Genomic DNA, 12,638 nt, shown 5'->3' with positions numbered 1-12,638 from the left:
CTGCCTTCTGCCTTCTGCCTTCTGCCCTCTGCTTTCTGCCTTTTCCCGCGCTACTGCCCTGTCCCCTTACCCTCTATCTGCTATCGGCCTACTCGCCCGCCCATCCACCGTTTGACAGGGAACCAAAACATTCACTCACTCAACACTCAACACTCAAAACTCATCACTTTCCTCCGTCCTCTCTTTCCCCCGTGGGTCCTTCCCTGGGCACTCATGACATCCCTTGCTGAGGTAAAACAACCCACGCTACCTGCTTTACTTGCACCCTTCCCCCTTCCCACCAATCAGGGGCCAGGGTTAGCGCACAAACTGGGGCATTACTTCAGCCGCGGTGAAAACGCCATGGAGGCCACGGCGGTATAGCTGTATGCCGGCCTTCAGATAGCCAAAGGCAGGACCACAGACATTAGCCGCCATGCTGGTCTCATCCCCCAGGGTAAATGTATGGGTAGACATCTTGCCCTCAAAGGTACGGCCTGTGACCTGGATGTTAGTGCTGAGGGGCTTCTTCGGGTTACGGGTATCGACAATGCCGCCGACCGTGACTCGATCCCGTGGGCAAATCCCCGCCAACTCCAGCATCAGATCATCGGCATGTTCCATATTCTCTAGATGCAGCAGGCCATTGGTTTTGTCCAACAGGGCAGCTACGTCTGCATCGCTCATGGCTCGGGCCGTCTCCACATCATAGCCAGGGAGATGGGCGATATCTTCTCGAATCGTGGCCCGATAGGCTTCCCAATTGGCAATGCCTACCCCAAAGGTAATGGCCACCCGATGAATTTCGGCGTAACTCTGAGCTGCAATCACCGCCGCTGCCGTCAATAGCCCTGGAGTTGCTCCACACCCGGTTAAATAGGTAATACTGGCGGCTTGCAGAGTTTCCTGTAGAGCCAGAATCTGCGCCATGGCGCTGGTTCGCTTCAAGGCATCCACCAGCACTCCTCGCCAACCACTGGCGGCCACCTCCCGGGCTATGGCAGCCATAAACGTATTGGGTAAATTGGGTAACGCCAGAAAATAACCATCCACCTCAGGAGCCGCCTGCACTAAATCGAGAATACTCTGCTGGCTTAGGGTGCCTCCCGGTTCTCCATACCCCACAGAGCCATGTTGCCGATAGGCCTGAATGCAATCCTGGAGAGACACTCCCGCCGGATTCATTAGGTATCCCTGCCTGTCGGCGACGGCGACCAATCGCATTTCCTGCTTGGCAGCCAGCACCTGGGCAGCCGCCTGGCCTAGGCCGCCAAAGCCTAACACTCCCACCTGGATAGGCGTTGTCTTGGCGTCTCTAGAGGTCATTGCTCTGGGCTGTGGGGATTGCACTGAAGTCATGGATTCGTTGCCTCTATAGGAATCAGTCCCTATTAAACCCTGTCCATGGCCAGACCTGAAGGGTGATCAATGTGTACTGGATATGTACTGGCATGGACTGGCTGTTCGGTTTGCCAGTCAGCTTTACAGTAATTTACAAACGGTTGGGATAGTCCTCAGCGCCAGACTTTCAGGGATAAGGCTCACCTCTCTAGCCGTTGAAAAACTTGCTTGGAAGGCTGCTGAAGATTTCCTGGGCCAATATAGGTGCTAGCAAAATTAGCCCTAGACAGGGTGAATTCGTCAACTTCCCCATGCGATCGCATGAAACGCCGTGACAAGCGTCATGCCGGACCCTGATCTCATTCTTGACGGGGTTTGTCAGTTAAGGGAAACTTAATATACTAAGGTTTATACTCACCGGATCAATAATTTGAATTAACTTTTAGTATGAATCAGCCTGCCTGATTCGAGAAATGCTTAGTAAGATTAAGGTGAGCTACTAACTGTTTAGCGACTTAAAGGCTCTAGGACCATTGGCCATCCTGGCTGCATGTGGTCTGCAACCCAGCAGAGAGGGGCATAAGGAGCAACCGACGAGCATCGTCGCTAGAAGCAATTTGATACCTAGAGGTAACGTGGTTTATGGAGACGCTTGAGTTCATTATTTACCCCGATGGACACGTCAAGGAGGTGGTAACCGGGATTGTCGGTACTTCCTGTGCAGAAGTCACGGCTGCCATCGAGGCTCAGCTAGGCCGAGTGGTCTCCCAAGAAAAGACTTCTGAATATTTTGCTCAGCCAGTGAATCAGACGTCAGAGACGTCTGCAACCAACCAAGTCTCCTATAGTCAGTGGTGATTTTAAGTTCGTTTACGCGCGATTAACATGTCACACTTTAGCCAGATCAAAACCAAGATTCGTAACCTCGAGTCCCTCCAGGCAGCTCTCGATGATGTAGGTGCCGACTGGAAGCCTGGTCCTAAGAGTCTTCGAGGGTATCAGGGGCAAATTCAAGCGGCTGATGTTGTTATCGAGCAAGCCAATGGGTACGACATCGGGTTTCGTCTTAACCCCGATACCCAAGAATATGAGTTGGTGGCTGATCTACAGTACTGGAAGCAGCCGCTGTCGGTAGATGGTTTTTTGAATCAAATCACCCAGCGCTACGCTTACCACACCGTCCTGCGTGAAACTTCTCACCAGGGCTTTCAGGTGTCGGAGCAGGCGAATGAACAAGATGGTGCCATTCGTCTGGTGCTGCAGCGTTGGGGTGCGTAGTCACTATAAGCTTTATTATGGATGATGCCCAATTCTCAGACGCGTTTGGCTCTGACCAACCCAATGGGTTGGAACCGGAACTGGGAGGACATCTACGAGACCAAGGGGTCCGTTCTGGATTTGAGCCAGAGTTAGGGGGCAGTTTACGCCAGCAAGCTGTCTATGTAGATGAGCTGACTTGCATCGGCTGTAAACACTGTGCCCATGTGGCTCGTAATACATTTTATATCGAGCCCGACTATGGTCGCTCGCGGGCCTATCGCCAAGATGGAGATTCAGAAGAATTGATCCAGGAGGCGATTGATACCTGCCCGGTAAACTGCATTCATTGGGTTACCTATGCCGAATTGAAGCAGTTGGAGGAAGATCGTAAGTACCAGGTTATCCCGACTACAGGGTTTCCGGTGGATAAGGCCGTGGCCATGTCCCGCTTCCGCCGCGCTAAATTTCGGGCTCAATCGCAATCCGTAGACGAGGGACCCTAGGGTTGCCCGCTTCTCAATCTATCCAGCTAAGAGTATTCCATCTAGAAAAATAGCCTGGTTTAGGCTATTGAACTCAGTCTATCTGGCCTGTTCAGCCAGTCCTTGGGTGAGTATCTAGCTGGGACACTCTAAATCCGGTGGGGGCGCAATAGGTTGCGCCCCTATGTCATCTCTAGAATGGCTCAAGGCTGAGACTGATGGTGCCATCAGGATGAAATCGCAGCCACAGCTCCTGTTCCGCTTGGCTCGGGGGAGGCGGTAAAGGCTGCCCTACCAGGGCTGAGGTCACCGCCTCATCCTCCGGATCAGATTGGTCATCCAAGTCCTGGTCCAGGGTTGTGACTGCCGCCACGGTGCCATCCGCCGCCACCGTGAGCCGATAGGTAGCAGTTGCCGGGGAGAGTGTGGCCGCTAGCGGAGTTAAGCGCTGGCTGATGGCCTGGAGCCAGGCGTGCTGGGGATTGGATGATGCCTCTACCCGTTGGGAGCTGGCCACCTCTGGAGGAACTGCCGCGGTGATGTCATCATCGGCGTCGTGGGTTGCCCCCGAGCCATGGGCATCACCGGGGGAGGCTGTCTCCGGCGGTGAGTCGGCCGCAGCAGTGGCATCAGGCGACGGGGGAGCCTCGGCAGCGGGTGCCGGCGGCTGAGTCCCTGAGCTGGTAGGAGCCTCGGCAGGGGTTGGCGGCAGGGACGAGGAGGTAACGGAGGGGTCTGCAGCCGGAGCCGGTGATTCTGAAGCACTGGGGGCTCTGAGGGCTTCGGTGGTGGCATCTTCTGCCGTATCCAGGGAAGAGGTGGCGGTTTGGGGCGGCGATTGGCTGGTTTGACTGATCAGCGCACCGATGCCAACGGCCAATAGTAACCCAGCAGCGCTACTGGCCCAGAGCCAAGGATGGCGATGGCGACGAGGAACATTCCTCAGGGGCAGGGCTAAGGGCTGCAAGGGGCGTTGGGCTGCCGTCGATGGCTCCACAATGTTAGCGGCCAGGGCTGCCTGATCTAGCACCGTGGTCAGATCAAATAGTTGTAACGTGCTCAGGGTCAGACCTTGAGGGGTATGGTGCTGAGCTAACGGGCCCAGGGATAGATAATGGCGGGTACCGCCGGCAGGGCTGAGCGTGAGTCCATCGGGCTGGGGCGAAGAGACGGGGGGGATGGGGGTGTCATGGTGACCCAGGCGCTGCTGCACATAGTCTTGCACCAGGTGGGTCAATTGGCTCAGTTGCTGGTGATCGCCTTGTAGTTGAAAGGCTTGATCTCCCTGGCACAGCTGCAGCTGAAAGTGCACCTGTTTTAGCAGGGGCCGCCGGGACCATTGGGATAGGGGGGAGAGCTGGCCCTCTATGGCTAAGGTGCAGGTAGGACGTTGGTAGCTGCGGCAGATGGACTCAGGGGCAGCGGTCATGAAGCAGGGGAGAGGTGGGTGCGATCGAGTAAGGCTAACCATAGGCGGCGTTCACCACCTGGGCTGCTATAGAAGAGCAGATCGATTAACAGGGTCAGGGCGAGTTGACTGAGATCATCCGGGGTCACCGGGGCAGGGTCCTGCATGCGGTCTTGGTAGGTATTGCTGAAGCGATCGAGGTAATCTCCTAGGATCGCAGCTCGATGGGGGGGCTGGCCCTGTGCAGTGCTGTCTTCTAGGCGGGCGACGGCGTCGCGGATGCGATCGCATTGTTGCTGAGCCAAATAGCTGCTGATCAACACCAAGGCCCGGGCTTCCTCCACGTCCAACTTCTTGCGCCCCTGTCCCCTGCGCAAGGGACTGGCCTGCCGTAGCCGCCAGAGTGTGACCCGATCGCCCACCAACTCCTTAAGCTGTAACTGTCGTGCTGCCATCAACACGGCATCGGAGCCCAGTCCCGTCAGCGCCTCTAAAGCCAACAGTAGCAGGTCAAGATGGGCCTTGATATTGTCAAGGGAAGGATTGTCAGCAGGCAGCGACAAATCCGTAGAACTAGCCGGACGCAAGGCTGAATATCCCTACACTAAAGCCATTGGCCCCATTGTGGCACGGCCGTTGCCAAGATTGAAACGGCCTCACCCTAAGCCCATAGCCCCACGAGCAAGGGCAACCGAGACCGGCTCACAAGAGATTGGGGCGATACTCCCCAAATAGCTGTCCATTCCCCTTAGAAACCGTGATCATCGTCTTAACCCCACCCCGTCGAGTAAAATCACCGATGATCCGTAAGCCCACAGGGTGTAACTCCTGCCAGAGTCGATCGGCAACGGCATTCACCACCTGCTCATGGCTGATGCGCTGATCCCGAAACGAATTGATATAGAGCTTAAACGCCTTCAATTCCACCACCCATTCCCCAGGCTGGTAGTCTACGACAATGGTGCCAAAATCGGGATACCCGGAGCGGGGACACAGGGCCGTGAATTCCGGATGCTCCAAATGGATAGCATAGGCATTGGTAGAAGGATTAGGCCACTTTTCCAAGGGCTCCGTCGCCGCCTGGGCAATGGCAATATCACCGTACATTGACTCAGAGATGTGGCTCATGGCACCGTGCAATGGCTGAGTAGACTACTAGCATAGATAAGTAAAGCGGTCGTCGTTCATATAGCCATCCCGAAGTAGATCCTAGCGGCTCAGCCGCGCCGTCTCCTCTGGAAAGTCTAGCAAACGACAGCGCTTCCCCTGTTGTTCCCTGGTGATCCATGTCCCTGACTCAGGTTTGGGGTGCTTGTTTGATTTTGATCCTGGGGCCGTTACTTGGCGGCTGCCCCCTGACAGGCTGGAGTACATGGCTGCTGACCGGTAAGCATCTATCCCAGCTCGGCACAGGCAATGTCAGCGTATCGGCGGCGTTTTACCACGGCAGTCGCCTGGCGGGTATCTTGGCTGTCTTGCTGGAAGCTGCCAAGGGCATCGCCGTCGTCTTGTTGGCCCGCCACTTCTTCCCCCAAGAGCCCCTATGGGAAATCATTGCCTTGATCGCCTTGGTGATGGGACGCTATTGGATCAGCCAAGGGGCTGGCACCACCAATGTCACCTGGGGCATCATCGTCCACGACCCGATCACGGCAGGCTTGCTCTTCGGTATCAGTGCCATTGGCTTCACCCTAGTGCGCGATCGCAAGGGGGGGCGGCTATTGGTGCTAGTGCTGCTGCCCCTACTCACCGCATTACGCCACAGCGATGATGGCGGCCGAGTTCTGGCCATGGCCTGCCTCAGTGGTCTCATTGCTTGGATCTACCAGAAGATCCCCGACGACTTAGATTTATCCCCTCAAGAAGGCCGTTTAGAGTCCCGACAAATGTTTCGTTTCTTTCGCGGTGATCGGGCTCTGCTCTCCCTAGATCAGCCCTTAAACCCTGAAAAAGTTGGCCATAAGGCCGCCTCCTTGGCACAGCTAAACGCCTGGGGCTATCCCGTCCCCCGCGGGTATGTCTTGCTGGCCGGAGACGACCCTGCCCCCCTGCTAGAAATTGCCGCCCCCTCCCCCAGCCAACCCCTGGTGGTGCGCTCCTCCGCCCTGGACGAAGATACCGATACCGCCTCAGCCGCAGGGCTGTATACCTCCGTCACCCAAATCACTAATCAGGCCGATTTAGCCGCCGCCATCGCCCGCTGTTTTGCCTCCTATCAGGCTCCAGCGGCAGTGCAGTACCGTCGCCAGCATCACCTACCCGACAAAGAGCTAGCCGTGCTCGTGCAAGAACAAGTGGGGGGCCTCTATTCTGGAGTCGCCTTCAGCCGCGATCCCATTAGCCGAGCCGGTGACTCAGTCACCATCGAAGCCCTCCCTGGCATGGCCAGTCGAGTAGTCTCGGGGCAAACCACCCCAGAACAGTATCGGGTATTGGTGCAGGAAGACGATATTTCACCGCCATCCGACCCCGATGCCCCTGCTGACTGGACCCTACCCGAGGCCCTCACCTTAACGGTTGAAGGCGATGGCCGGGTCCCCCAGCGCCTAGTGCAGCAAGTCGCCTATCTGGCTCGCCACATTGAAACTCGTTACCATGGCATTCCCCAAGATATCGAATGGACCTACGACGGCCATACCCTGTGGTTGCTTCAGAGTCGTCCTATCACCACCATGCAGCCCCTATGGACTCGCAAAATTGCCGCCGAAGTGATTCCTGGGCTAATTCGTCCCCTGACCTGGTCGATCAACCGTCCTCTCACCTGTGGGGTATGGGGTGAGCTGTTTACCCTGGTCTTGGGAAATCGCGCTGAAGGCCTTGATTTCGAAGCTACTGCAACCTTGCATCACTCCCGAGCCTATTTCAATGCGTCTTTGCTGGGAGACATTTTTCTACGCATGGGGTTACCGCGAGAGAGCCTCGACTTTTTGACCCGGGGAGCCCCCTTTAGTAAACCTCCCATGAGCTCTACCCTGCGTAACCTGCCTGGGTTACTGCGACTGTTGGGACGAGAGCTATGGCTAGACGATGACTTCAATCGCGATCAAACCACCTTCTTCCAGCCAGGGCTAATGGCCTTGACTAGGACAGTACCGACTCAGATGGCTCCAGAGGATCTGCTCGAGACCATCGAAGATATCCTGGCGCTGTTGAAGCGAGCCACCTACTACAGTATTCTCGTTCCCCTGAGTATCGCCATCCGTCAGGCGATTTTACGAGTTTCCGATGCGGAGCTAGACGGCAGTCAAAACCCGGAAGTGGCAGCCCTAAATGAGCTGCGATCCCTGGCCCAGGATACGCGACTGCTGCTATCTACCATGGAGTTAGACTCCATTTCTAGCGCCTCCTCTTTACTGGCCGCCTTGGCAGAACATGCCGATGGCGACTCCATTCTCAGCCGTCTAGATACCTTGGTGACCAAGTATGGCTATCTCAGTCAGGTAGGTACCGATATCTCCGTTCCTACCTGGAAAGAGAATCCTAGCCCGGTGCGGGAGTTATTCGCCCAGTTGGTGTTGGCACCAACCCCGGCAACAGCCACCAAATCTAAACACCAAAAGACAGCGACATCAGCCACCTGGCAAGTTGACGTGGTGCAGCGTCGTCTCCATCTCAAGGGCCAAGTCACTGCCGTATATACTCGTTTACTCGCGGAATTGCGTTGGAGTTTTGTCGCCTTAGGCCAACACTGGCATCGCCTTGGCTATTTAGCGCAGCCGGATGATGTGTTCTACTTACAGCTGGACGACATCCGTCAGCAGATGAACGAGCCCTTAGATCAGCGCTGGGCTACCCTAACCGAAGCCATTGCCGCTCGTCGTTGGCAACTGCAGCAAGACCAGCAACTGTCCTCAGTACCTTACCTAGTTTATGGCAATGAGCCCCCCCATCTGCATCGCTTACCGCCCTTACAATCGCCTGCTGCCCAGGTGCTCAGAGGCATTGGGGCCAGCCCTGGAGTCGTGGAGGGGACTGTCCGAGTATTGACTGACCTCGGCGGTGTAGGCTCCCTGGCCCATGACAGCATCCTAGTGGTCCCCTATACCGATGCCGGCTGGGCGCCGCTGCTAGCTCAGGCCAAGGGATTAGTGGCTGAGGTGGGAGGACGCCTTTCCCATGGCGCCATCGTCGCTCGAGAATACGGTATCCCCGCAGTCATGAATGTCAATCAAGCCACCCAGTGCCTTCATGATGGCCAACGCGTGCGGCTGGATGGAGAGAAGGGGACGGTGGAGGTGCTATTCTGCTAACTTAGCCAAATCGGCCAGACACATAGTCACGGGTGTATTCTTGCTGAGGATTGGTGAAGATGGTCTGGGTATCGTCATATTCCACCAAATAGCCCACTTTGCCACCGCTTTCAGTAGCTTCAGCATTGAAGAAGGCCGTTTTGTCAGACACCCGAGAGGCCTGCTGCATGTTGTGGGTCACGATGATGATCGTGTATTGCTCTTTTAGCTCCTGCATCAGCTCCTCAATTTTTAGGGTGGAGATGGGGTCTAGTGCCGAACAGGGTTCGTCCATTAGAATCACTTCGGGCTCAATGGCGATGGCTCGGGCAATACACAATCGCTGCTGCTGACCACCGGACAGGGAGAGGCCGCTTTCGTTGAGCTTATCCTTCACTTCTTCCCAAATGGCTGCCCGACGTAGGGATTGCTCTACCAATTCATCCATATCTCCCTGGTAACCATTGATTTTGGCCCCAAAGGAAATATTCTCGTAAATGGATTTGGGAAAAGGATTAGGCTTCTGGAACACCATGCCGATGCGACGACGCAGCTCCACCGGGTCGACAGAGCGAGCGTAAATATCGGTGTCGTGGTAAATGATGCGCCCCGTCATCCTGGCACTGGGGATCAAGTCATTCATACGGTTGAAGCAGCGCAGAATGGTACTCTTACCACAACCAGATGGTCCGATGAAGGCAACAATTTGCCCCTTGGGAATGTCTAAGAAAACATCCCGGACCGCCAAGGCAGAACCATAATAGACACCGACATTCTCAACCTTGAAAGTTAAATCGGTTAGGGTTTGAGTGGAAGAATCTTGGACCATGGTTAGAGAGCGGGGCAACAGCAATTTATCAGTTTAGAGCTCGGAGGTTAAGCCAAGTTTAAAGGTTGATCTTTTGCAGGCGGTTGCGCAGGTAAATGGCAATGGCATTCATAGCCAGCAACACAATCAGCAGCAGGATAATTCCAGAAGCAGCGATGGCATGGAATTCCTCTTGCGGTCGGCTGACCCAGTTGTAAACCTGAATCGGTAACACCGTAAATGGACTCTGCAGACCATCTGGGATAAAGGGAATGAAGGTCAAGGCCCCGATGGCGATCAGGGGAGCCGTTTCCCCAATGGCTCGGGATAGGGCCAGAATCGTTCCGGTCAAGATTCCGGGCATGGCGTAGGGTAACACATGGGACCAAACGACTTGCCAGCGAGTCGCTCCTAAAGCAAACCCTGCCAGGCGAATACTATTGGGAATGGCCCGCAGCGATTCCCGCGTAGCCACAATAATAATGGGCAAAATCAGCAGAGCCAGGGTGAGTCCACCGGTCAAGACACTACGACCACCGGTGATAGGTTCGAACAAATAAACGAAGGCAGCCAGCCCTAGCAAGCCGTAAATGATCGAGGGCACTCCGGCCAAATTACTGATGTTGATCTCAACGAAGCGGCTGAACCAGTTATCGGACGAAAACTCCTCTAGGTAAATGGCAGCTCCTACACCGATGGGAAAGGCCACGACAGCGACGACAGCCATGACCCAGATGGTGCCCATTAGAGCAGCCCAAACCCCAGCTTCTTCAGGTTTACGGGAGGGAAAATTGGTAATGAATTCCCAGTTGAGGGTGGGGATGCCATCGATCAGCACATCTAGCAGCAGCCAGGCTAGAACAATCAATGCGATCGCAACTGACAGCCAAGCCAGCGACTGGAAGATGGCATCCAGGCGATAGCGACCAGAGAGGTTTTGATGAAACTTCTCAGCAAAACTCCCCAAACTCCCTGCCGGGTAATTTCGAGTCGAGTCAACAGTCATTACTCGTATTGCTCCCTAAATCGACGCACAACCCAGAAACTGATCAGGTTCAGCACCAAGGTAATTAAAAACAGGCTCATCCCCACAGCAAACAGCGTCTTATAGGCAATGGACCCCACTGGGGTATCGCCCAAGCTCACCTGCACCATATAAGCCGTCATGGTCATGGTGGGTACCAAGGGGTTAAAGCCCAGAGTTGGGTTTTGCCCCGCCGCCAAGGTCACGATCATGGTTTCGCCGATGGCCCGAGAAATAGCCAGGATGATGGAGGCCACAATCCCAGATAACGCTGCCGGTAGCACCACTGAAATAATCGTTTCCCGCTTAGTGGCTCCCAGGGCATAGGCCCCATCTCGGAGACTACGCGGTACCGAATAGATGGCATCCTCACTCAAAGACGCCACCAGAGGCAAGATAGCAATGCCTAACACCAACCCCGCACTGAGAGCATTAAAGCCCTGCAAGCCCGGCACAAAATTCTGCAAAAACGGTGTCACCGTCAACAGGGCAAAGTAGCCAAACACAATGGAGGGAATCCCGGCCAACACCTCGAGAATCGGCTTAATTACCTTCCTGACGTTAGGCTTGGCGTACTCACTCAGGGCAATGGCAGCCAACAATCCCAGCGGCAACGCCACCAAAATAGCAATGGTAGAGGTCAACAAGGTGGCACTAATCAATACAAAAATGCCAAATTGCTTACTGCTAAAGAGGGGCGTCCAGCGAGTGTCGGTCAAAAAGTCTACGATCGACACTTCCTGGAAAAATTCAAAGGTTTCAAAAATCAAGGTAGCGACGATTCCAAAGGTCGTGAGAATCGACACCGTCGCACAGGCTCCGGTGATGAAAATCACAATCTGTTGGGTGATCTTACTTCTCTGCCGATTCGGGTTCCAGAGGGTCTCCGAGCCCGGGGAAACTCCAGGGGTCATTTAACGTACCTGCAACGCTCAACTCCAACGACAAAAAGAGATAGAGGAGCAGGGGTCCCGCTCCTCTATCTAGCCAATCAACAGACCTAGAGCTTGTCTTCTAGCTTTACGCCCACAGAAGACCCACCTTCGTAGATGGAGCCAGTGGTACCACTTTCCAGGCGAGCAGCCACCCTCTCAGTGATGGTCTCAGGCAGACCGACATAGCCGGTTTCAGCCACCAAGTCAGAGTTGGCAGGATCGATCTGGAAATCGACGAATGCCGCTACTTGGGGCTTAGTTTCGTAGGAATCCACCTTCACGTAGAAGAACAAAGGACGAGACAGGGGATTATAACTACCATCGGCGATAGTTTCACGAGACGGGGCCACACAGGTACCCTCGGCGTTCTCAATTTCAACTATCTTGAGGGCATCCTGGTTTTCCTCGTAGTAAGCGTAGCCAAAGTAACCCAAACCACCTGGATCGGCGGCGGTGACCCCTTGGACGATGACGTTGTCATCTTCACTGGCGGTGTAGTCACCGCGGCTAGCACCACCTTCTTCGTTGATGGCCTCGGTGAAGTAGTCGAAGGTACCGGAGTCAGTACCAGGACCGTAGAGACGCAATTCCTGGTCAGGAAATTCACCTCTGACTTGGTTCCAGCTGGTGACTTCTCCCTCCGCTTCGGGGGACCACATGGTGTTGAGCTCTGCAGGGGTGAGGCACTGGGCCCAATCATTCTCATTATTGACTACTACCGAGAGACCATCGAAGGCAATGGGCAATTCGATAAACTCAATACCATTCTCGGCGCAGGTATCGATCTCTTCTTGCTTAATGGGACGAGAGGCGTTGGAGACATCAGTCTCGCCATTACAGAACTTCTCAAAGCCGCCCCCAGAACCAGACACGCCTACAGTGACGCGAGTGCCTGGGTTTTCTGCCATAAATTCTTCGGCCATGGCCTCAGAGATGGGGAAGACAGTGCTAGAACCATCAATCAGAACATCACCGCTGAGTTCAGAGCCACCCTCGGCGGGGGCCTCAGCCGTGGTGTCGGTTTCGGTATCGGTAGCCGTCTGCTGTCCACCACAGGCTGCGACGCCTGTCAGCAGGGCAGCTAGAGACACGGCATAAGCAAATCGAGTCGTACTGAATACCATCGGGTGTTCACTCCCTCACCAGATTTCGGTGATTCAAGGCGTTCCTGA

Annotated in this window: 12 protein-coding genes; 4 read left to right on the top strand and 8 right to left on the bottom strand. The window is 55.1% G+C overall.

Annotated features, from left to right (window positions below; translation table 11 throughout):
• Positions 1-297: 297 nt before the first annotated feature.
• Positions 298-1,305, bottom strand: a complete 1,008-nt coding sequence (gene bioU, locus XM38_RS25060) for a (S)-8-amino-7-oxononanoate synthase BioU (RefSeq protein ID WP_080811174.1) — start codon at positions 1,303-1,305, stop codon at positions 298-300.
• Between the two features lie 657 nt (positions 1,306-1,962).
• Here bioU and XM38_RS25055 point away from each other — a divergent pair.
• Genes XM38_RS25055 through XM38_RS25045 form a run of 3 tightly spaced genes read left to right on the top strand, consistent with a single transcriptional unit; the run spans position 1,963 to position 3,083 of the window.
• Positions 1,963-2,178, top strand: a complete 216-nt coding sequence (locus XM38_RS25055; protein WP_080811173.1) for a DUF2997 domain-containing protein — start codon at positions 1,963-1,965, stop codon at positions 2,176-2,178.
• 27 nt (positions 2,179-2,205) lie between these two features.
• The gene (locus XM38_RS25050; protein WP_080811171.1) at positions 2,206-2,598 is read left to right on the top strand and encodes a DUF1257 domain-containing protein; all 393 of its coding nucleotides are present in this window, start codon (positions 2,206-2,208) and stop codon (positions 2,596-2,598) included.
• A gap of 17 nt (positions 2,599-2,615) precedes the next feature.
• A complete protein-coding gene (locus tag XM38_RS25045) occupies positions 2,616-3,083 on the top strand; it encodes a ferredoxin (protein WP_088431420.1) in 468 nt (155 codons plus the stop codon).
• 172 nt (positions 3,084-3,255) lie between these two features.
• Here the strand turns inward: XM38_RS25045 and XM38_RS25040 are convergent, their stop codons facing one another.
• From XM38_RS25040 to queF, 3 genes are all read right to left on the bottom strand, one after another.
• Complete coding sequence (locus tag XM38_RS25040) at positions 3,256-4,533, bottom strand: DUF4335 domain-containing protein (protein WP_088431418.1); 1,278 nt, start codon at positions 4,531-4,533, stop codon at positions 3,256-3,258.
• Positions 4,488-5,057 (bottom strand): DUF3038 domain-containing protein, encoded by a 570-nt coding sequence (locus tag XM38_RS25035; protein WP_080811167.1) that lies wholly within the window; start codon positions 5,055-5,057, stop codon positions 4,488-4,490. The genes XM38_RS25040 and XM38_RS25035 overlap by 46 nt, the downstream gene beginning before the upstream one ends.
• Positions 5,058-5,172: 115 nt before the next feature.
• Positions 5,173-5,598, bottom strand: a complete 426-nt coding sequence (gene queF / locus XM38_RS25030; RefSeq protein ID WP_080811165.1) for a preQ(1) synthase — start codon at positions 5,596-5,598, stop codon at positions 5,173-5,175.
• Between the two features lie 158 nt (positions 5,599-5,756).
• On the opposite strand from queF, the gene XM38_RS25025 reads away from it, so the two are divergent.
• Entirely contained in the window at positions 5,757-8,720 is a 2,964-nt protein-coding gene (locus tag XM38_RS25025) for a glycerol-3-phosphate acyltransferase (RefSeq protein WP_080811163.1), read from the top strand.
• 1 nt (position 8,721) lies between these two features.
• Here the strand turns inward: XM38_RS25025 and pstB are convergent, their stop codons facing one another.
• The 4 genes from pstB to XM38_RS25005 form a co-directional block, all read right to left on the bottom strand.
• Entirely contained in the window at positions 8,722-9,528 is an 807-nt protein-coding gene (gene pstB / locus XM38_RS25020; RefSeq protein WP_080811219.1) for a phosphate ABC transporter ATP-binding protein PstB, read from the bottom strand.
• A 58-nt stretch (positions 9,529-9,586) separates the two neighbouring features.
• The gene (pstA, locus tag XM38_RS25015) at positions 9,587-10,513 is read right to left on the bottom strand and encodes a phosphate ABC transporter permease PstA (protein ID WP_080811162.1); all 927 of its coding nucleotides are present in this window, start codon (positions 10,511-10,513) and stop codon (positions 9,587-9,589) included.
• Positions 10,513-11,445 (bottom strand): phosphate ABC transporter permease subunit PstC, encoded by a 933-nt coding sequence (gene pstC, locus XM38_RS25010; protein ID WP_080811161.1) that lies wholly within the window; start codon positions 11,443-11,445, stop codon positions 10,513-10,515. Before pstC ends, pstA begins: the two co-directional genes overlap by 1 nt.
• A gap of 86 nt (positions 11,446-11,531) precedes the next feature.
• Positions 11,532-12,590, bottom strand: a complete 1,059-nt coding sequence (locus XM38_RS25005) for a PstS family phosphate ABC transporter substrate-binding protein (RefSeq protein WP_080811159.1) — start codon at positions 12,588-12,590, stop codon at positions 11,532-11,534.
• Between the last annotated feature and the right edge of the window lie 48 nt (positions 12,591-12,638).

This window comes from Halomicronema hongdechloris C2206, assembly GCF_002075285.3.
GTDB lineage: Bacteria > Cyanobacteriota > Cyanobacteriia > Phormidesmidales > Phormidesmidaceae > Halomicronema_B > Halomicronema_B hongdechloris.
This window is presented reverse-complemented; position numbering and strand designations above follow the sequence as displayed.

What these genes read in the sequence shown, in the direction of transcription:
- bioU (WP_080811174.1), bottom strand. Translation starts at nt 1,305, where the DNA reads ATGACCTCTAGAGACGCCAAGACAACGCCTATCCAGGTGGGAGTGTTA.
- XM38_RS25055 (WP_080811173.1), top strand. Translation starts at nt 1,963, where the DNA reads ATGGAGACGCTTGAGTTCATTATTTACCCCGATGGACACGTCAAGGAG.
- XM38_RS25050 (WP_080811171.1), top strand. Translation starts at nt 2,206, where the DNA reads ATGTCACACTTTAGCCAGATCAAAACCAAGATTCGTAACCTCGAGTCC.
- XM38_RS25045 (WP_088431420.1), top strand. Translation starts at nt 2,616, where the DNA reads ATGGATGATGCCCAATTCTCAGACGCGTTTGGCTCTGACCAACCCAAT.
- XM38_RS25040 (WP_088431418.1), bottom strand. Translation starts at nt 4,533, where the DNA reads ATGGTTAGCCTTACTCGATCGCACCCACCTCTCCCCTGCTTCATGACC.
- queF (WP_080811165.1), bottom strand. Translation starts at nt 5,598, where the DNA reads ATGAGCCACATCTCTGAGTCAATGTACGGTGATATTGCCATTGCCCAG.
- XM38_RS25025 (WP_080811163.1), top strand. Translation starts at nt 5,757, where the DNA reads ATGTCCCTGACTCAGGTTTGGGGTGCTTGTTTGATTTTGATCCTGGGG.
- pstB (WP_080811219.1), bottom strand. Translation starts at nt 9,528, where the DNA reads ATGGTCCAAGATTCTTCCACTCAAACCCTAACCGATTTAACTTTCAAG.
- pstA (WP_080811162.1), bottom strand. Translation starts at nt 10,513, where the DNA reads ATGACTGTTGACTCGACTCGAAATTACCCGGCAGGGAGTTTGGGGAGT.
- pstC (WP_080811161.1), bottom strand. Translation starts at nt 11,445, where the DNA reads ATGACCCCTGGAGTTTCCCCGGGCTCGGAGACCCTCTGGAACCCGAAT.
- XM38_RS25005 (WP_080811159.1), bottom strand. Translation starts at nt 12,590, where the DNA reads ATGGTATTCAGTACGACTCGATTTGCTTATGCCGTGTCTCTAGCTGCC.